The organism is Streptomyces sp. 7N604 (assembly GCF_052245475.1).
GTDB lineage: Bacteria > Actinomycetota > Actinomycetes > Streptomycetales > Streptomycetaceae > Streptomyces.
Genome location: NZ_JBQQBX010000001.1, coordinates 142,783 through 160,364 on the forward strand (window position 1 = coordinate 142,783; position 17,582 = coordinate 160,364).

20 protein-coding genes are annotated in these 17,582 nt (G+C 71.0%); 4 read left to right on the forward strand and 16 right to left on the reverse strand.

What is annotated here, in order from left to right:
- Positions 1 to 171 precede the first annotated feature (171 nt).
- Positions 172 to 1,014 carry a hypothetical protein gene (locus ACTWP8_RS00645; RefSeq protein ID WP_443320159.1) on the forward strand — a complete coding sequence of 281 codons (843 nt, stop codon included), beginning with the start codon at positions 172 to 174 and terminating at the stop codon, positions 1,012 to 1,014.
- Between the two features lie 324 nt (positions 1,015 to 1,338).
- Here ACTWP8_RS00645 and ACTWP8_RS00650 read toward each other — a convergent pair whose 3' ends face one another.
- Both ACTWP8_RS00650 and ACTWP8_RS00655 read right to left on the reverse strand, forming a co-directional pair.
- Positions 1,339 to 1,989, reverse strand: a complete 651-nt coding sequence (locus ACTWP8_RS00650; protein WP_443320160.1) for an HAD family hydrolase — start codon at positions 1,987 to 1,989, stop codon at positions 1,339 to 1,341.
- A gap of 9 nt (positions 1,990 to 1,998) precedes the next feature.
- On the reverse strand, positions 1,999 to 3,222 hold the full coding sequence (locus ACTWP8_RS00655) for a MerR family transcriptional regulator (RefSeq protein WP_443320161.1): 1,224 nt from the start codon (positions 3,220 to 3,222) through the stop codon (positions 1,999 to 2,001).
- A gap of 163 nt (positions 3,223 to 3,385) precedes the next feature.
- Here ACTWP8_RS00655 and ACTWP8_RS00660 point away from each other — a divergent pair, with 163 nt between their 5' ends.
- From ACTWP8_RS00660 to ACTWP8_RS00670, 3 genes are all read left to right on the forward strand, one after another.
- Positions 3,386 to 3,610: a hypothetical protein gene (locus ACTWP8_RS00660; RefSeq protein ID WP_443317984.1), complete on the forward strand. Its 225-nt coding sequence runs from the start codon at positions 3,386 to 3,388 to the stop codon at positions 3,608 to 3,610.
- Between the two features lie 298 nt (positions 3,611 to 3,908).
- Complete coding sequence (locus ACTWP8_RS00665; RefSeq protein WP_443320162.1) at positions 3,909 to 4,970, forward strand: LacI family DNA-binding transcriptional regulator; 1,062 nt, start codon at positions 3,909 to 3,911, stop codon at positions 4,968 to 4,970.
- 156 nt (positions 4,971 to 5,126) lie between these two features.
- On the forward strand, positions 5,127 to 6,284 hold the full coding sequence (locus tag ACTWP8_RS00670) for a helix-turn-helix domain-containing protein (protein ID WP_443320163.1): 1,158 nt from the start codon (positions 5,127 to 5,129) through the stop codon (positions 6,282 to 6,284).
- A gap of 77 nt (positions 6,285 to 6,361) precedes the next feature.
- Here ACTWP8_RS00670 and ACTWP8_RS00675 read toward each other — a convergent pair whose 3' ends face one another.
- The 14 genes from ACTWP8_RS00675 to ACTWP8_RS00740 all read right to left on the reverse strand — a co-directional run bounded on the left by ACTWP8_RS00675 (position 6,362) and on the right by ACTWP8_RS00740 (position 17,536).
- On the reverse strand, positions 6,362 to 7,249 hold the full coding sequence (locus ACTWP8_RS00675) for a peptidoglycan DD-metalloendopeptidase family protein (protein WP_443320164.1): 888 nt from the start codon (positions 7,247 to 7,249) through the stop codon (positions 6,362 to 6,364).
- A gap of 31 nt (positions 7,250 to 7,280) precedes the next feature.
- Entirely contained in the window at positions 7,281 to 8,462 is a 1,182-nt protein-coding gene (locus ACTWP8_RS00680) for an ABC transporter permease (RefSeq protein WP_443320165.1), read from the reverse strand.
- Complete coding sequence (locus tag ACTWP8_RS00685; protein ID WP_443320166.1) at positions 8,443 to 9,369, reverse strand: ABC transporter ATP-binding protein; 927 nt, start codon at positions 9,367 to 9,369, stop codon at positions 8,443 to 8,445. The genes ACTWP8_RS00680 and ACTWP8_RS00685 overlap by 20 nt, the downstream gene beginning before the upstream one ends.
- Entirely contained in the window at positions 9,366 to 10,130 is a 765-nt protein-coding gene (locus ACTWP8_RS00690; RefSeq protein WP_443320167.1) for a class I SAM-dependent methyltransferase, read from the reverse strand. The genes ACTWP8_RS00685 and ACTWP8_RS00690 overlap by 4 nt, the downstream gene beginning before the upstream one ends.
- Complete coding sequence (locus tag ACTWP8_RS00695; RefSeq protein ID WP_443320168.1) at positions 10,127 to 10,624, reverse strand: hypothetical protein; 498 nt, start codon at positions 10,622 to 10,624, stop codon at positions 10,127 to 10,129. The genes ACTWP8_RS00690 and ACTWP8_RS00695 overlap by 4 nt, the downstream gene beginning before the upstream one ends.
- A gap of 86 nt (positions 10,625 to 10,710) precedes the next feature.
- Complete coding sequence (locus ACTWP8_RS00700) at positions 10,711 to 11,607, reverse strand: alpha/beta hydrolase (RefSeq protein ID WP_443320169.1); 897 nt, start codon at positions 11,605 to 11,607, stop codon at positions 10,711 to 10,713.
- Positions 11,608 to 11,702: 95 nt separating this feature from the next.
- Positions 11,703 to 12,539, reverse strand: coding sequence for a hypothetical protein (locus tag ACTWP8_RS00705; RefSeq protein ID WP_443320170.1), 837 nt, complete (start codon positions 12,537 to 12,539; stop codon positions 11,703 to 11,705).
- 140 nt (positions 12,540 to 12,679) lie between these two features.
- Positions 12,680 to 12,880, reverse strand: coding sequence for a hypothetical protein (locus tag ACTWP8_RS00710; protein ID WP_443317994.1), 201 nt, complete (start codon positions 12,878 to 12,880; stop codon positions 12,680 to 12,682).
- A 46-nt stretch (positions 12,881 to 12,926) separates the two neighbouring features.
- A complete protein-coding gene (locus ACTWP8_RS00715) occupies positions 12,927 to 13,118 on the reverse strand; it encodes a hypothetical protein (protein ID WP_443317995.1) in 192 nt (63 codons plus the stop codon).
- Between the two features lie 164 nt (positions 13,119 to 13,282).
- Positions 13,283 to 13,675: a hypothetical protein gene (locus ACTWP8_RS00720; RefSeq protein WP_443320171.1), complete on the reverse strand. Its 393-nt coding sequence runs from the start codon at positions 13,673 to 13,675 to the stop codon at positions 13,283 to 13,285.
- Positions 13,676 to 14,073: 398 nt separating this feature from the next.
- Positions 14,074 to 15,171, reverse strand: a complete 1,098-nt coding sequence (locus ACTWP8_RS00725) for a class I SAM-dependent methyltransferase (RefSeq protein ID WP_443320172.1) — start codon at positions 15,169 to 15,171, stop codon at positions 14,074 to 14,076.
- Positions 15,168 to 16,388, reverse strand: a complete 1,221-nt coding sequence (locus tag ACTWP8_RS00730; protein ID WP_443320173.1) for a glycosyltransferase — start codon at positions 16,386 to 16,388, stop codon at positions 15,168 to 15,170. Before ACTWP8_RS00730 ends, ACTWP8_RS00725 begins: the two co-directional genes overlap by 4 nt.
- Positions 16,385 to 17,230 carry an alpha/beta fold hydrolase gene (locus ACTWP8_RS00735; protein ID WP_443320174.1) on the reverse strand — a complete coding sequence of 282 codons (846 nt, stop codon included), beginning with the start codon at positions 17,228 to 17,230 and terminating at the stop codon, positions 16,385 to 16,387. Before ACTWP8_RS00735 ends, ACTWP8_RS00730 begins: the two co-directional genes overlap by 4 nt.
- Positions 17,231 to 17,233: 3 nt before the next feature.
- Positions 17,234 to 17,536: an acyl carrier protein gene (locus ACTWP8_RS00740; RefSeq protein WP_443320435.1), complete on the reverse strand. Its 303-nt coding sequence runs from the start codon at positions 17,534 to 17,536 to the stop codon at positions 17,234 to 17,236.
- Between the last annotated feature and the right edge of the window lie 46 nt (positions 17,537 to 17,582).

The following is a 17,582-nucleotide window of genomic DNA, read 5'->3' on the forward strand; positions in this document are numbered from 1 at the left end:
CGTGTGGCGGCTGAACTCGGGCTCGCCGTCGAGGCCGCGGCCGAGGTCCCGGTCGAGTCCTCAGCCAGGCAAGGCATCGAACTTGCGGTTGAATATGACCGATTGGGGCGACACTTCGACTGAGTGCGGAAATCTCCCTCCTTGGGAGGTGACTGCGCGCTACCTTGCGGCATGCTCTCCAGGCACACCCCGTCGGAGCCCTCTCCCGAGGAGCCTCCCGCCGCAGCGAAGGTCCCCACCGAGCCGTACGGCGAAGCCGTCGCGTGGCCGCAGCCCGAGCCCGGCAGTCCGTCGGCCGACCAGGACGCCCGCGCACTCGACCGCCCGCGGCGAGCACAACAGCCGCAGCGCACGCAGCAGCCGCAGCAACAGCAGAGACTTCAGGAACCGGAACAACCGGAACAACCGGGATCCGCCGCGACCACCGACCCCGGGCGTACGCGTGCACGGGCCGCGGTCGTACCCGCCCGCCGGACCAGGTACGTACGGCGCGCCTGGTGGGTCGCCGGGACGGTGTGCACCCTCTACGCGACCGGTCTCGTACTGAGCCTGGCCGGCGCGACGCCCATCGCTCCCCGGACCCTGCTCCCGCTGCCGGGGGTCCCCGCCACCGCGCCCATCGGCGGTGGCGAGGGGCAGGCGGAGTCCGGGGACGGCGCGGCGGGGCGCGGCGGCGCCGCCGGTTCGTCCGACGGGGAGGAGGCCGACGCGAGCCCGTCCGCGACATCGGCCTCGCCGTCCGCATCCGACGCGTCCGCCGCCGCGGGCGACGGCACCGCCTCGCCGCCGTCGGACGGCAAGAGCGGGCGCGACCTTCCGCAGCAGCCTGGCGGCCGGCCCTCCGCGTCCGGGCCCGCCCAGAACCCCACCTCCACGCCGCCGGCCGGCGGCGGTGAGCCCCCCGCGGGCGACCAGACCCCGTCCGCCCCCGCCACCCCGACCGACCAGACCACCCCACCCACCGACCCGCCCCCGGGCGGCGGAGTCGAGCAGCCGGAGTCCGGGGCGAAGTAACTCCGGGGAGACCTCCAAGCTTTGCTGGACGAACGGCCCACAGGAGTCCGGAGTTTGGGCGGGGCATGGGTTCGCTGGTGCAGCAAACGCATCGACCCCCGCCCTCGCCGCTGGGAGGGAGGGGGGACGCGACGGGGGCGGGGCGGGCCGCGGAGCGGGGAGAGGCGGCCCAGGACTCGAGTGAACCGCGCGGAGCGGCACGTGCCGAGGGTGTGCGCGCAATTATCTGCATGCGCGCGCTTCACACCCGGTGTGAACCTGTGCGGAACGGAGTCGGGCGCTGCTATTCGGCACGAGCGCGGGGAGTTCCGCGAGCGGGCCGGGCTACTCCTCGATGAGCGGCGGGAGTTCGGCGAGCGAGCCGATGTGCCAGTCCGCCGCCGCGGACGCCGCGCTCCCCGCCCACAGGTGGCCCCAGGGCCCGCGGCGGATGTGCGCGACCCGCAGCCCGGCGGCCTTCGCGGGGCCGACGTCGTTGGCGGGGTGGTCGCCGACGTACACGATCCGCTCGGGAACGGCCTGCGCGAGGCCGACCACGCGGTCGAAGAACTCGCGCTCCGGCTTGGCGGCGCCCCACTCCCCCGAGGTGGCGATCGCGTCGGCCGGGAGGTCGAGCGCGCGCAGGAGCTCGGCGGCGCGCGCGCTCTGGTTCCCGGCGATCACGACCCGCACGCCGGCCTGCCGCAGATCCGACAGGACGGGCCTGACGTCCGGGTACAGGTCGCTCTCCTCGAGCCGCTCCCCGTGCCCGGCGGCCTCCCGCGCCCGGTACTCGGCGGCCACGTCGGCGCCGGGCTTCGCGATCCTGATGGCGTCGGCGCTGTCCCGCCCCTGCGCGACGACCGCCCCGACCAGCGCGGACAGGGCATGCCGTGGAACGCCGAGCCATTCGGCCCACGATGCCCAGTAGCGGTCGTCGCATACGAGGGTCTCCCCGATGTCGAACGCCACGGCCTCGATCCTGCGGACAACCATGCGGGAAGCCTACGGCGTCAGCACCGGCGGCCCGGCCTGCTCCACCCCGTCTGCCACCGCGTCGGCCACGACATCGGCCACGACATCCGTCACGACATCGGCTACGACGCAGCTGACGTTGTCCGGCCCGCCCGCCCGTATGGCCGCGTCGATCAGCGCCCGGACCGCGTCGGCGGGCTCAGGCGTCGAGCCGACGACGCGGCGGATCTCCTCCGCGTCCACCACGGCGGACAAGCCGTCCGAGCACAGCAGATAGCGGTCACTGGCGCGCACATCGCGTACGCCCAGGTCGGGGGCGAACTCTCCGCCGCCGCCCATGGCACGCAGCAACAGCGCCCGCTGCGGGTGCGAGGCGGCCTCCTCTGCCGTGATGCGCCCCTCGTCGACCATTGACCGGACGAGCGTGTGGTCGAGCGTGATCTGGAAGAACCGCCCATCGCGGAGGAGATACGCGCGCGAGTCACCGATGTGGACGAGGGCCAGCCGGGAGCCGGACCACAGCATCGCGGTGAGCGTGGTGCCCACACCCGCCAGGGCCGGGTCGGACCCGGCCAGCTCGCTGACGGTGTCGTTGGCCTGGCGGGCCGCCTCCTCAAGGGCGTTGAGGAGATCGCCGAGCGGGGCGTCGCCGGTCTCGAGCCGCTTGAGGGCGTCGATGGCGACGGCGCTGGCGGGCGTGCGGACGGTCGAACCGGTGGGCGCGCTCGCAGCGCTCCCAGCGCTCCCAGCGCCGGCAGCTTTCGAGGCCTCCCCGCCGCCGAAGCCGTCGGCCACGGCGAGGAGCCGCGGGCCCGCGTAGGCCGTGTCCTCGTTCCGCTCGCGGACGGTGCCGGTGTGGGAGGCCGAGGCGTAGCGGATGCCGAACGTTCCGGAAGTGCTGCGGGCAGAAGTCATCGCGTTGTCCTTCCCGGACAGATGGTCAATGAGGAAGGCGGCGAGATCCCGGCGGGCGGCGGTGTCGCGTTCCGCCTGGACCCAGTACGCGGCGACCTCGGCGGCCGCCGCGCCCGGCTCCAGTCCGCACACCGCCCGGATCCGCGTCAGCGGCATGCCCAGGCGGCGCAGCCAGGCCACGAGCCGGGCCTGCTCCAGCTGAGCCGGATCGTAGAGCCGGTAGCCGGACGAGGGGTCGACGCGGGCCGGGGTCAGCAGCCCGAGCTCGTCGTACAGGCGCAGCGCCTTCGGCGAGAGCCGCGCGGCCCGCGCGAAGACCCCGATCGTCAGCAGCGCCATACTCACCACCACCTTCTCCATGCCGGACACATCGCCCGGCCACCGCGATGCTGAGGCTTCCCCCAGGGAGAAGGTCAACCGTCGGCCGTGGTTCCCCGCCGCGCCCGCTCCCGGCTCTCCCGACCGGGATGCGGCACGGCGCGTCCCGCAGCACCCTGGACGTATGGCTGCCGAGCACCCGCCCGTGATCGTGCACCCGCCGTCCCCGTCCGGCGGGCGGCGCGTGACCGTGCACGGCCAGATCGTGGGGCTGGCCCACGGCCGCGGGGACGTCGCCGAGTTCCTGCGCGCGGCAGGACTCGATCCGGCGGAGGTCTCGCTCAACGACCGGACGCTCATCGAGTGGCGCGGCGGCGACCTGGACCACTGGCCCCGCCCGGCCGCCTGACTGCCTACGGCTCCTGCGCCGGTCCTCTGGGCGCAAGCCTCTGACCTGCACCGATCGCCTGAGTGGGCGGCTGACGTGCGGGCAACCACGCTCAGTAGTCGTCGGCGTCAAGCCGCAGGGAACGATGGGCCCTCGCACCGCACCGGTCAGGGCGGCATGGACACGCTCTCACCCCGGGATGCATCATCCATGACGTGCGTCGTTGACGCGGGCACAGGTCTCACGGGCCCGTCAAGGCGGGTTGATCATCGCCGGATGTGTCGCGATAGGCTCACGCCGAGGCGGAGGGTGCATACGCATGCAGGAGGCGAGGTCCTCAAGGCCGACCATGAAGGACATCGCGTGCCGGGTCGGCGTGAGTATCAAGAGCGTGTCCCGCGTCTTCAATGGCGAGCCGGGGGTCTCCCCCGCCACCGCCCAGCGGATCACCGATGTCGCCCGGGAACTCGGCTTCCGCCGCAATGATCTCGCCCGCAACCTGCGCCAGGGCACACGTTCAGGTGTGGTGGGCCTGGCGCTGAAGCACTCGGCGACGCGCTTCTTCGGGGAGCTCGTCCGCGGGGTCGAGGAAGTGGCGGCGCAGGCGAACTCGGTGGTGGTCACGGCGAACACCCGCACTGCCGGCCGGGAGAAGGAGACCCTGCAGATGCTGTCGTCGCGGCGGCTCGACGGTCTGCTCATCGTTCCGACCGGCGACGATCACTCCTTCCTGGCCCCCGAGCAGGCGACGGGCATCCCCCTCGTCTTCGTCGACCGCCCGCCCCGGAGGCTGTCCGCGGACACCGTCCTCGCCGACGACGCCGCGGCGGGCGCCGGAGTCGCCGAGCACCTGCTGCGACACGGCCACCACAGGACGGCCGTCATCGGGGCGGCCGCGGGGCAGTACACGGTCGACGAGCGCGTTCGCGGCTTCCGCGAGGCGATGCACCGTGCGGGAACTCCTGTCGGCGACGACCTCGTACGTCTGGGCGTCGAGGACATCCGGGCGGCGCTGGCCGCGACCGCCGCGCTGCTCGGCTCGGCGGACCCTCCCACCGCGCTGTTCACCCTGAACAGCGTGTGCACCACGGGCGCTCTCCTGGCGCTCCACGAAGCCGGTGTGCGGGACCGTCTCGCCCTGGTCGGCTTCGACGACTTCGAGACCGCCGACCTGCTCAGCCCGCCGGTCACGGTCGTGGCGCACGACCCGGCCGCCATGGGGCGGACAGCGGCCCACAGGCTCTTCGACCGCGTCGCCGGGCTCGATGAGCCTCCCCGTACCTTCGTGATCCCGACCGAGTTGATCGCGCGCGGCTCCGGGGAGATCCCGGGCCCCGGGCGGACGCGGATGGCGACAGCGGGGTCTGTCCGGCACGCGTGAAGTGCCGCTCCAGGTCGGCCAGTTGGGGCGGACTGCGCACTCGGCCGAGGCTGGGGACGGCCATTCGAAGGAGCATGAACGTCAACGTTGACGTACTGCAGGCGGTCGGGAAGGATCCATTGCCGTAAATCGCTGCTTCCACCCGAGGGAGGGGGAGTGCCGGCATCCGGTGACGTGGCCGAGTTCGCCGCGCTGATGCACGAGTTGAAGACCCGGACCAACCGTAGCTACGCGGCCCTGGCGAAGCGGACCGGGTTGAGCGGTTCGGCCCTGCACCGCTACTGCTCGGGCGCGGGCGTTCCCCATGAGTACACCTCGGCGGAGCGCATCGCCAGGGTGTGCGGGGCGACTCCCGAGGAGTTAGCCGAGCTGCACAAACTGTGGGTCCTCGCGGATGCGGAGTGGCGCCGGCGCCAGTCGCGAACCGGTCAGAGCCTGCAGGGCGCACCGGGCAACGGTGCGGCAGACGAGCCTGCGTCGGCCGCCGAGCACTCCACGCGGACCGAAGAAGCGGCCGGAGAACGGACCGAAGAACGGGCGGGAGTACGGGCCGGAGAAGTCGCGGAGCCCGCACCGTCCCGCCCGCCGGTGCGGGAGTTCGAAGACCCCACGCGATGGCTGATCACCGGTGGACTGGCGCTCGCCCTGGTGGCCTTCGTCACGCTGGCCGTGGCCTTCACACCGGGGGCGGGCGAGGATCCGGCGCATCCGGCCGGTGACCCGAAAACCGGCTCTTCAGGGAAACTGCTGTTGAGCACCACATGCCCTGTCGTGTTGAGCATGGGCGAGGAAGATGCGTGTGTACGGGAGACCCAGCAGCTTCTGGCCAAGGCGGGGGCCTCGCTGGACATCGACGGCATGTTCGGGCCGGTCACTCAGATGCGGGTGATCGTCTTCCAGCTCTTCGCCGGACTGAATCCCAACGGAATCGTCGACGAGCGCACCAAACGGGCTCTCTACGAAGGCAAGGTGCGCTTGCGGCCGTGGTCCGCGCCCCGGCTGGAGCGCCGGATCCGGGAGGTCTTCGCCGAGGAACCGGATCGGGCAGTCGGGATCGCGCGCTGCCAGTCGCATCTCGATGCGCTCTTCAGTCTGGCCAACTCCAACGGGACGCGTAACTGGGGCGTGTTCCAGCTCTCCGACCGCGCCCTGAGAGAGCTGGGCGGAACGCGGCTGCAGGCGCTGGACCCCGAGTGGAACATCCGCGCGGCACGCCGGCTGTGGTCGCGTACCAAGGACTTCCGTGCCTGGACGTGCAACGAGGCGTACGAGACGGCCAGTCCCTCTCCGCGGGCGACCCGCGGCGCGCCCTGATTCACGGCTCGGCGAAGACCGGATCAGCGGCCCGCAGCCACGTCCGGTGCACCGCCGGATCCCATCATCGCGCGCGGCTACCCGCATCCGGCCTGCGGTTCACGAGCCACCAGTGTCTTGTCGTTCGCCGGAACGCACGTGCCCCGTCCGTCCTCCACACTGATGTCGGCGAACGCGAACGGGATGCCGACGGCACGGCTCGCACGCGGATGGTCCATCAACTGGAAGTGGATGTGGGGTTCGCTGGAATTCCCGGAGTTGCCGCATTCGGCGACCTGCTGGCCGGAGCGGACCGCATCCCCTGCCCGTACCGTGACCGTGCCCTTCCTGAGGTGGGCCAGCACCGCGTACGCTCCTTCGCCCACGTCGAGCACGATGTGATTGCCGAACAGCATCCGTGCCCCGCCGGCTTCGCGGACCATCGCCTCGGCGAACATGCAGGCCAGACCGAGAGGGCCGGTGCGCGCCCTGTGGTCCCGCGCCGAGTCGTGGACGGCGACGACCTCCCCGTCGGCCGGTGCGTAGACCGGTCGCCCGAAGGACGGGAACTTCTCGCGGGCGATCAGGCCCTTCTCCGCGGGTTCGCCGCGCCCGGGAACGCCTTCGGGCACATGGACCATGTCCACGGCGAAGGTCTGGGCGAGGGAGTGGATGCCGTGGCTCGGCACCGCGCTGCCCGGGCTGTTGACCACCATCCAGCGCCCTGCCACCGGCGCCCCGGTGACGCGGGAGTCGCGCCGGGGCCCCATCGGCAGGAAGAGCAGCCCGAAACCCGCCGTGCAGAAGAACAGGCCGGTGAACACCGCGCCGAGGCCGAGCAGGGTGCGCACCGTGCGGTCGGGGACGACGATGAGCAGCGCCACGCCGAGGCACACGAGCACGACGCCGCCGCGGGCGAGTAGTGGCCGGGCCCTCATCAGCCGTCGGAACGTCCGCAGTTCGATCAGCTTGGCGTTCGGTGTCACAGGTGGAGCCCTTCGGTTCGCCGTGCCGCTGTCAGACGTTCTGCAGGATCTGCGTGATCTTCATGCGCTTGCCGGTATGCAGGATCGACCGGTTGTAGATGACCCCGCCCAACCAGACTACGAACGCCGTCACCGCCAGCAGGATCACCGCGGGAAGCACGATCTCGGCCGGGGAAGCCACGCCTCCGGCCATCCGCAGGGGGACGAGAATGGCGGAGAACGGCGGTATGTAGCTGAACGCGGCGAGCCAGCCCGCACCGATGTCCTGCAGCCCGATCACCGCGATGACCAGCGCCGTGGTGTTGACCAGTTGCAGGGGGATCGTCAGGCCTGCCAGCTCTTCCTGGCGGGAGACCATCGAGCCCACGGCCCCGTAGACGAAGCCGTAGAAGAGGAACCCGAGGAGGTACCACGCCAGGCTCGCCCCGGCCACCCGCAGGATGGTTGACTCGATGGCCAACGCGCCCGAAACCGAAGCGGTCACGACACCCGCGGCCGCCACGGCGAGCAGCTGGATCAGGCCGACCGCGCCGATCCCGAGAACCTTGCCGATCAGCAGCGGAGTCGGGCGTACCTTGGCGAGGAGGATCTCGATCACCCGGGTGCTCTTCTCCTCCACGACGCCCTGCGCGACCGAGCCGCCGGAGCCGACGATCTGGCTGAACAGCATGAGCGAGACGACATAGGCCAGGACCACGCGCTGCTCGTCACCGGAGTCGGTGGTGGTGAAGTGGACCTGGGGGTGGACGGCCAGTGCCTCGACGTCCGCGCCCTGCCGCCGCAGTTCGTCGGTGAACGCCTGCCGCTCCAGGCGGGCGGTCAGCCAGTCGGCCAAGGCCCGGTCGGACGTCTGCCGCACGGTGATCGTCACATCCGCGCCGTTGACGACGGCCATGCCGTCGACGTCCTCAGCGTCGAACAGGCCACGCGCTCGGGCCACGCTCCCGGCCTCGCGGATCCCGACCTGCTCACCCGCAGCTCCCTGGGCCGTCAGTGCCGCCTTCTGACGCGTGGACAGCCCGACGATCGCGACCGACTTGCCGTTGTCGCCGCCGAAGAAGCTCGGCAGCAGCGCGAGTATCGCGACGATCGCCATGGTCAGCAGAGTGCCGGCGATGAAACCCGCGGAGCGCAGCCGGGTGCGCAGCTCCCGCGAGGCCACGAGCCGTACGGACGTGGGCGCGGAGAGATGGTCAGGTTCGCTCGGGGCCATCGGAGTTCACCACGTCTCGGTAGAGATCGGTCAGGTTGGGCTGGGCGAGGGTGAACTCGCGGACGGGTCCGAGGGACTGGGCCGCGGCCAGCAGTTCCTGGTCACGGCCCCTCTCGATCTCGACACGGCAGGCGTTGTGCTCGCACTCGAGCTCGGTCACTCCCTCAAGGCTCGCGGTCCATCCGGGCGTCATCCCGTCGCCGACGATCCGGTAGCTCACGGGCTCGCTCTCCCGCAGTGCGCCGACCGACCCGCACGCCACGATGCGGCCACCGGAGATGATGACCACCTCGTCGCAGAGCCGTTCCACGAGATCGAGTTGGTGGCTGGAGAACAGCACGGGCTTGCCCAGCGCCGCCTGCTCCTTGAGCACGTCGCTCATGACACCGACCGCGGTGGGGTCGAGCCCGGAGAAGGGCTCGTCGAGGATGAGCATCCGGGGATCGTGCAGCAGGGCCGCCGCGAGCTGAACCCGTTGCTGGTTGCCGAGGCTCAGCTCGGACAGCCTGGCCTGCCCGGCCGCCCCGAGTCCGAGCCGCCCGGTCCACTGCCTGGCAGCCTCGCCCGCTTCCTCCGCGGAGAAGCCGCTCAGCCGGCCGAGGTAGGTCAACTGCTCCAGGACGCGCATCCGTGGGTAGAGGCCGCGCTCCTCCGGCATGTAGCCGATGCGCTTGCGTTCCCTGACGCCGATGGGCTCGCCGTCGACGAGCACCCGTCCGGAGTCCGCCGAGGTCAGGCCGAGCACGATCCGCATGGTCGTGCTCTTGCCGGCGCCGTTGCTTCCGACGAACCCCACGATCCGCCCCGCCGGTACGGAGAAGCCGACATCGTGCAGCACCGGTTTGTCCGCGTAGGCCTTGACGAGGCCGACGATGTCGAGGCCCTGGGTGCTCTCGCCCGCGCTCACCGGCTCTGCTCCGGCTTCCGGTAGGTCGCCACGAACATGGGCCCCTCCTCGGCGTACGGGCCGCCTGTCCAGTCCGCGTGGTGACCGACCGGCTCCAGGCCCGCGCCGGCGGCGTAGCCGTCGATCTCCGCGGGGGTGGTCAGCCTGCTCAGCTCGGTGCCGATCCGGAACTCGCCCTGGTGGAACCAGATGTGGGAGGCCTGCCACAGCGACGCCTGCGCATCGATCATCCACGAGGTGAACAGGCCGGTGTTCGGCTCGCCGTACGGGACGAAGAAGGTGGCGGTGCGCTTTCCCTCGGCCATCGCCAGGATGCCGGGGGCGTTGTGCGTCTCGATGACCAGGTGGCCGCCGGGAGCGAGCCGGTCCGCCGCGTGCCGAACGGCCTCCTTCTGCTGCCCGGCGTCCAGCACCATCGACAGCGTGCCGCAGACGCAGTACACGAGGTCGTAGACGCGCTCATCGGTATAGGTGCGCAGATCGGCGTGGACCGCCGTCACATCCACACCCGCGTGCTCCGCATCGCGGCGGAGCCTGTCGAGCATCTCGGGGGACGAGTCGACCCCGACGACCGTGCCGATCCGCCGGGCGAGCGGGATCGCGATCCGGCCGGTGCCCACCCCGAGTTCGAGAGCACCGCGGTCACCGGCCAAGGCGGCCAGTGTGCCGGCCGTGCTGTCCGCGGAGGCGTCCTTGGGAAACAGTTGGTCGTAGAATGCCGCGAACTGGCGGCCGTATCCGATGTCGTCGACCTGAGTCATGCGATACCTGCCGAATTCAGTGGTACGAACGGTGAGATGAAGGCGTACTGGGGATCTTCCGAATCGTCGTGGCCGCTGTACTGCACCACCAGGAACTGGAATCCCTTGATCGCCGCATGCCGTTCGTCCTCCTCTTCCCTGATCCGGCGGATCACGAAGTCGCGAAGCAACCGGTACACGGCGGTGTCAACGATCTTCACGTCCTTCTTCCCCACCACTCCGACGATCTCGTTGCAGGTGTCGAAGACCCCTTTTTCCTGGCGCCGGCCGGGAAACCACACGACCTGCCGCCACTTCCTCTCGTGGATCCGGGAGGCCGCCTTCCACGGTGACTCCTCGTCCGTGACCGACAGGGTCCGGAACAGCAGATGGAAGTCGTGTCTGGCGGGCTCGGGGGCGAAGAACCTCCAGTTCGGTATCAGCAGGCCGACGTGGTCGTATCTGCGCAGCCGGTCGAACGTCCGGAGCGGATGCTGGCTCAGCAGCGTGACCACGAGCCACGAGGCGAAAGCGAACTCCACCGCGCGGGCCGCGGCGGCCCCCTTCCCCGGCACGGACCTGCCTCTTCCGGGCATCGGCATCACCGCCCCTCGTCCGTTGTCCTGAGCTGGGTGACGAATGCGCCGATCAGCGCGGAGATCTCGCTTGCCGGCCGCTGGTTGAGCAGCAGTTCGTCGTGTTCGGCATCGTCGATGCAGTGCTGGTCGCCGCTCGGCGCCGACGCCACGAGTTCCGCGTGGAGTTCCGCCTGGGCCCTGTCCTTGTGGTGCGTCCTGGTCGCGGCGACCAGGCGCAGCGGAACACCGATTTTGGGAAGGATTCCGTCGTGGTTGAGGAATTCGGCATAGGCGGCCCGCCATTCGCGGCGGCCCGCCTGCCACAGTTTCCGGTCGCGGTACTGGGCGAGGGCGAGCGCCCGCGTGTCCGCGGGCAGCCAGGCCAGCCACTCCGGGGGCGGGAGCAGCGCGCCGAGGCCCAGGCGGATGGACTGCGGCATAAGCGACAGCGCGAAGGTGAGGGTCCGGGCGCCCTCGGCCTGGGACTGCGACCTGTGCAGCTCGGCCGGGTGGCTCGGGTCGATGAGCACCGCGCCGACGGCGATGTCGCGCAGCGACTCGAGCGCCCGCACGATGAGATACCCGCCGAGCGAGTGGCCGACGAGCACCACGGGGCGCTCACCGGCCACCCCGCGTACGAGGTCGGTGAGGTCGGCGACCGCCGCGCCGAGCGTGAACGGATCCGTCCGCCGGTATTCGCTCCGGCCGTAGCCGGCGCGGTTGTACGACAGCACCGGGTGGTCGCGGGCCAGCGCGCGCCGGAGCCACACCCAGTGCTCCGAGGTGGACAGCAGGCCCGTCTCGAAGACCACGACCGGATCGAGGGGCGCCGTCTGGCGGTCCGTCCCGGTGAACCGGTACGCCAGCAGGTTGCCCGCGCTCGTCTCGAAGAGCTCCTCGTCCCGCGTACCGCGCAGCACCTCGCGGTGGCGCAGGAACTGGGCCGCGACTCCCGTCGCGCACGTGACGCCCAGCAGCCCTCCCGCGACGCGGGGAAGGATATTGCTCCTGCCGCTTATCGCCCGCCTCCGGGAAGCTCGCGGCGCTGGGTCACGTACAGCACGGCCGGATAGGTCGCCACGAACGCCCAGACGAACCGACCGAGACCCATCACGCGGGCGTTGACCAGGTGGAAGGCCCCGGTCGCGGTCAACAGCGCGGCGGCGGCCCTGCCCTTCGCCAGAAACACCGCCGGGAAGGCGCACTCCATGGCGAGCACCGCGTGCCCCAGGATCTTGGAGGACCGGGGGTAGCGCTGGATGAGCCGGAAGACCTGCGCGTCCCCGTAGGTCTCGGTGCGCATGATTCCGGGCAGCGCCGCGCCGGTGCGCCAGGTCGGACTGACGACCTTGACGTATCCCGAGATCGCGTAGGACATCGTCGACTGCAGTGCGATGTACCACAGGCAGGCGTCGACGATCCTGGGCTGCCGCTCGCCGATCCGGGCGACGGTCGACGCGGTCTGTACGAGGAAGGAGAGCTGGTCCGAGCCGTCGGTGCCGTAGTGGTGGCGAGGATAGGTGGCAAGGGCGGACAGCGCGAGGAAGCCGTTCGCCGCCGCACGGTGGTTCCGGTGCGTGCCCGGCAGGAGCAGCGACGCGGCGGCGGCCGCCCGGGCGCCGTGGATGATCCTGGTGGTTCTCCGGTCCGCGATGAAGTCGAGGGCCTTGCGCACCACGGGTGGCGCCGCCGCGAAGTTCTCCCGGGCCAGGTCCCAGTTGTTCAGCCCGCCCTCGCGCCGGTCCCGCTCGGTGACCAGGAGCTCCAGGCTGCTGACGAGGTGCGTCATCGCGCTGATCTGCTCTCCGGCGGTCAGGGCCGTGTTCCGACCGATGGCCGGGGAGGAGAACACTCTCCTCGCGATTGAGGAAATTGCCGACCCCACTGCTGTTCCCGTTCCTTTCCCCGACCATCGATCTTCATGTGCCGTCCGGAATCAACGGCGGTCATACGCATACGCTTGCGCGTCGATACCGCCCGGCGGCGGGGACTTCAGCCGAAAACCGCTTGTCCGACCGCCACGCCGGCCGCGAAGGCACCGGCCGAGGCGGCTGCGCCGGCGACACCCGCGGCGAAGGCGGCCGGGGTGGCCAGCACCGGGCTCATCGCACTGATCCACTCGGACTCCGCCGAGTGCATCGAAACCGAACGCAGCTCCTCGCTGGCGTTCACCTTCTCCAGGACAGAAGACATCTACTTCTCCTTGGCTTTCTATGGATTCAGATCTGGTTCGGACGAATCAGTCGTTGACGGCCCAGCTGACCGCGATGCCCCCGCCGAACGCGGCGGCGGTGACGGTCACGCCTGCGGCCACGGCCGCGGGGGTGGCGAGCACCGGCTCGCTCGCGGACAGACTCTCCACGTCCGCGAGACCGGAGGCGGCGGAACGCAGTTCCTCGCTGGCGTTCACCTTCTGCAACATGGTTGCCATTCGTTCCTCCTCGACTATTACTCAACCTGGAGTGCGGGTTGAACCGAGCGAAAAGCTAGCCACAAAAACGTGTCAGCGGTATGGGAATCCGGCGGGAGGGATGGCGGCTTCTTTCAAGGGCGTCCCGCATAAAACCTGTCAACCGTGCGGGCTGCGGGGGCAGGTCAATCGGACACCACCGCCGCCCCCACGACGAAGCCCACGATCGCGGCCACGATGGCGATGGCGGCGGACGCCGCACCGACGACGAGCAACGCCTGGGCGGGCCGCCACGCCTCCAGCTGTGCCCGGTGGGCCACGGAGATCGCGACAGGCGGCGGCGCGGCGTCCCCCGCCTCGTCCCGCTGGGCCTGCCGAGCCTCGGTCTTCACAGGTGAGCCCCTGGATTCCGGCTCGTTCGCGATCTCCTCGGCGGCCGCGTGCCACCGCTTCTCCCACAGGTCCACGTCTCCGCCGCACGCCTCGGCATAGGCCAGCGTGACGGCCAGAGAGGGATGTTGCAGTCCCCGAGCGGCCTCGGCGAGGGTCGCGGCCGAGTAGTGAACGGACTCCGCCATTTTTCGGTAAGAAGGTCTTCCGGCATCCCTTCGCAGCTCACGCAGTTCATGGGCGAACCGCTGCACGGTGCCGGCCGATGGATCTATCACTCTTTCTGGCCTGGGCATTGCCCTCCCTTGATGTAAGGCGTCAATGTGCCCGCACAATCGCCGGAGGCGTCAGGGCCGCACAACCGGGAGCGGGGATCTTGGGACGGCGGGACGGTGATTGCCGTCCCACCTGCGAAGAGATGACCAGCGGGGGACGCCGCCGGGGACAGCATTCGCGCTCTCGAGGGCATTCCCCTTCCCCACAGACATGGAATGTTCAACTACCCCCGGGAAAACGGGAGTCGCAGCCGCAATGGCCGGACGAGAAAATAGCGGAAGAGCCGATTTCCCCTGGGGATTGAGAACCGTCAGTCCCGCCGGGCGACCACCCGATAGGCGTTGGCCAGGCCCCACGGGCGTGCCAAGGGCTTGACCAGGAGCCGGTCCAGCAGGGCTGCGGCGAGAAGAGCGGGAACGCCCGCCAGCAGAGTCGCGGTGCGCAGCAGACGGCGGAGCCGGGTCGGCGGCGTCGCCAGCCAGGGAGCGTCCTCCGGCGGGGCGACGGCATCCAGCAGCAGCCATACGGCACCGAGCAGGTCGACCGGGTCATGCGGCTCGGCGTGCTGCTCCGCGACCACGGTGAAACCGAGTTCGGCCAGCTCCTGGCGGAGGTTGGCCACCGGGATGAAGTGGAGGTGCTGTGGCTGGAGCCACGGCAGCCACCATCGGCCGAGCAGCCGGGCCCAGCGGCTCTCCGGGTCGGGCACTTCGATCAGCAGATGGCCCCCGGGGCGGATCGTCCGCCGTGCCGCCCGGAGTTCCTCTCTGGGCTCGGTGCTGTGTTCGAGGTAGTGGAACATGCTCACCACGTCGTAGCCGTCGCCCAGTCTTTCGGCCAGGTCGACGAAGCTGCCGCGGATTCCCCGCTCCACCCGGCCGGCCTGCTCGGCAAGTTCGACGCCTGCGCTGAGGTCGAGCCCGTCGAAGGATGTGCCGGGGAAGACGGTGCGGGCCGTCTCGCAGTAGTGGCCGTGCCCGGTGCCGACGTCCAGCCAGGTCCCGGGGCGTTCGGCGAAGGGCCGCAGAGACTCGGCGCGTTGCCGGTACATCTTCTGCCGTCCGGCGAAGACGCCGCCGAGACTCTTCTCCCCCAGCCCGTCGTAGAAGTCCCGGTAGTAGAACTCCAGGCCCTCGGCGTTCAGTCTGGGGTTCTGGAAGACGTGACCACACTGCAGGCACCGGTCGAGCAGGAAGCGGCCCGGCTTGTGCTGGAAGAGATCGGACGTCCGAAGCCGTTCCCGGAGCCGGCCCGAGCCGCACCACGGGCAGTCGTCCCGCCGCGGCTCGAAGAACCGCTCGGTGCCCTGGGCCAACTCGGCCTGGTAGCCCGGACGCAGCGCGGAGACGGCCCCGGCGCGGCCGGCCGTCGCGGGCTCTTCGGGTCGTCCGTCGGTGCTGCTGCTCATCGCTTCTCCCTGGGGCCTTCGGCGGCGGCTTCGACGGCCAGCTGCTCGAGGTGGGTGGCGGCTGCGGCGGCGCCGCCCGCGGCGCGGAAGGATGCCCCGACGCGCTCGGCCGCGGTGCGGAGACCCGGCTCGTGGAGGACGGTGTCCAGCGCCTCGCCGAGCTGTGGCGCCCTGACCCTGCCGAACCTGACCCGGATGCCCGCCCCGGCGTCCACCACCTGCGCGGCCACGACGGGCTGGTCGTCGCGGATGGGCGCCACGACCAGCGGGACGCCGTGCCACAGGGCCTCGCACACGGTGTTGTGCCCGGCGTGACAGACGACGGCGCCGACGCGTTCGAGCAAGGACAGTTGAGGGACGCTCGGGAGCACCAGGATGTCCTTGTCCTCCGGGCCGGCCGGGGTGCAGGGCGGAGTGCCGAGCGAACCGGCCGGGTCGACGATCACCATCTGCAGGCGGTCGGCGCGGCTGCGCCCGGCCTCTCGGCACTCGGCGAGGAACCGTGCCCCGGCGTCGGCGTTGGCGGTGCCGAGGGTGGTCAGTACCGTGGGGCGCGCGGGGTCGAGCCACTCCCAGGGGAAGTCCGGCGCCACGGGGCGCGCGGCGATCGACGGGCCGACATAGCGGATACGCTCGCCGGCCCGGGAGGCCCGGCCGGCGAGTTCCTCGGTGGTGAAGGCGAGCACCAGGTGCGGCGAGAAGCGGGGGTCGGCCGTGGCGGCCGGGTCGCCGATGCGGCCGCGCAGCTCATGGAGCAGCCCGCTGAGCCAGGCGTCGATCTTGGGCATGCCGTCGAGCGCTCCGGTGAACTCGGCCGAGGTGGTGGCCGACGTGGCCCACGGCACGCCCAGCCGTTCGGCGATCAGACCGCCGGCGACGGTCTGCTGGTCGGCGACGAGCACATCCGGGCGGAACGCCTCGACCGCCGCGTGCACACCCGGGGCCATCTCCTCCGCGAGCGGCACCAGGAACCCCTCCCAGAGGAATTTCAGCGCGCCCGGCCCTCGCACATCCGGCGGGCGGACGGCACCGCCCTCACCGAGCCGTTGCCCGGCGCAGCGGAAGACCACCGCCCCGTCCCCCGTCAGCTGTCCGACGAACTCCGGCATTCCGGCCCAGGCCACCTGGTGGCCGCGGGCAGCCAGTTCCGCCCCGACGCCGATGGTCGGATTGATGTGCCCGACGAGGGGCGGCACGACGAAGAGGAAGCGGCTCACCGCGCGTCAGCCTCCGCCAGGGCAAGGCCGGGCGGCATGCCGCCCGGCTCGCGGATCCATGACAGGAGGAGGTCGAGAACCTGCGCGGGCGCCTCGGCCAGCACGGAGTGTCCGTGGCCCGGGACGACGACCGAACGGGTGCCGGGAAGCAGCGCCTCCAACCACCGGACCTCCCCGGCGAGTTCCGAGTCGGCGCCGTAGACGGCGAGCACCGGGCAGCACACCGCCCTGACCTGATCCTCGCTCAGCAGTCGGCTTTCCGGGACCTCCTGGGCGAGGGAGGTGGTACGCACCAGCCGGGCCGCCGACTTCGCCAGCCGGGCGGTGTGCGCACCTTGGTGAGCAGTGATCCAGGCCAGCGTTTCGGCCTCGTGCGCGACCAGTTCGGTGGAGATACGCCGGAGGATCCCGGTGATCTCCGCCGCCCAGGCTTCGGTGGCCGGCTTGGCTTCGATCACCGAGAGGCCGGCCACCCGCTCCGGGTGGCGGATGGCGTACTCGAAGGCCACCGTTCCGCCGAAGCAGTTGCCGACCAGATGAACCGGGCCGGTGATCTCCAGTCGGTCGAGCAGCCGCTCCAGATCGGTGACGAACGCGTCGAGTTGGTACCCGTCGGCCGGGCGCTCGCTGCGTCCGTGGCCCCGCTGGTCGTACATGACCACATCTGTCCCGGCGGCGGCGAGGCCCGGGGCAACGGTGAAGTAGTAACTGGCCAGGCTGTCGGTGAGCAGCCCGTGCAGGAGTACGGCGGTGGCGGTGGCCGGGCGGCCGTGGGCAGGGGCCAGGCGCTGCACATGGAGCCTGATGCCGCCCGGCCCGTCGCCGGTGTGGATCATCGTCATGGGTCAGCTCCCCTCGGCAGCCATGAGGCTGCTCTCCTCGGCAGCGCTGAGGCTTCTCTCCTCCGCGGCCCTGAGGCTGCGCACGACGTACTCGACGAGTCGTCCGACCGTGAGGCCGATGATCTCGTCGAGCTCCAGACCGGCCACGAACTCGGCGAAGTTGACCTGCCGCCCGTAGCGGGCCTCCAGGCTGCCCCCCAGAGTGACCAGGTCGATGCTCTCCAGCTCCAGGTCCTCGGTGAAGCGGGTCTCCATGGTGATCTCGATGTCGTCGAGGCCGTACTCGTCGAGCATCGCCTCGAGCATCCCGGCGATGTCCGCGAGGACGGCCGGCTCGTCCGCCGCGGGCGCC

Excerpts from the sequence above, each read along its gene's own strand:
- ACTWP8_RS00690 (WP_443320167.1), bottom strand. The coding sequence starts at position 10,130 with ATGACTCAGGTCGACGACATCGGATACGGCCGCCAGTTCGCGGCATTC.
- ACTWP8_RS00735 (WP_443320174.1), bottom strand. The coding sequence starts at position 17,230 with ATGACGATGATCCACACCGGCGACGGGCCGGGCGGCATCAGGCTCCAT.
- ACTWP8_RS00715 (WP_443317995.1), bottom strand. The coding sequence starts at position 13,118 with ATGGCAACCATGTTGCAGAAGGTGAACGCCAGCGAGGAACTGCGTTCC.
- ACTWP8_RS00725 (WP_443320172.1), bottom strand. The coding sequence starts at position 15,171 with ATGAGCAGCAGCACCGACGGACGACCCGAAGAGCCCGCGACGGCCGGC.
- ACTWP8_RS00665 (WP_443320162.1), top strand. The coding sequence starts at position 3,909 with ATGCAGGAGGCGAGGTCCTCAAGGCCGACCATGAAGGACATCGCGTGC.
- ACTWP8_RS00655 (WP_443320161.1), bottom strand. The coding sequence starts at position 3,222 with ATGGCGCTGCTGACGATCGGGGTCTTCGCGCGGGCCGCGCGGCTCTCG.
- ACTWP8_RS00680 (WP_443320165.1), bottom strand. The coding sequence starts at position 8,462 with ATGGCCCCGAGCGAACCTGACCATCTCTCCGCGCCCACGTCCGTACGG.
- ACTWP8_RS00710 (WP_443317994.1), bottom strand. The coding sequence starts at position 12,880 with ATGTCTTCTGTCCTGGAGAAGGTGAACGCCAGCGAGGAGCTGCGTTCG.
- ACTWP8_RS00740 (WP_443320435.1), bottom strand. The coding sequence starts at position 17,536 with ATGCTCGAGGCGATGCTCGACGAGTACGGCCTCGACGACATCGAGATC.
- ACTWP8_RS00650 (WP_443320160.1), bottom strand. The coding sequence starts at position 1,989 with ATGGTTGTCCGCAGGATCGAGGCCGTGGCGTTCGACATCGGGGAGACC.
- ACTWP8_RS00720 (WP_443320171.1), bottom strand. The coding sequence starts at position 13,675 with ATGGCGGAGTCCGTTCACTACTCGGCCGCGACCCTCGCCGAGGCCGCT.
- ACTWP8_RS00645 (WP_443320159.1), top strand. The coding sequence starts at position 172 with ATGCTCTCCAGGCACACCCCGTCGGAGCCCTCTCCCGAGGAGCCTCCC.
- ACTWP8_RS00660 (WP_443317984.1), top strand. The coding sequence starts at position 3,386 with ATGGCTGCCGAGCACCCGCCCGTGATCGTGCACCCGCCGTCCCCGTCC.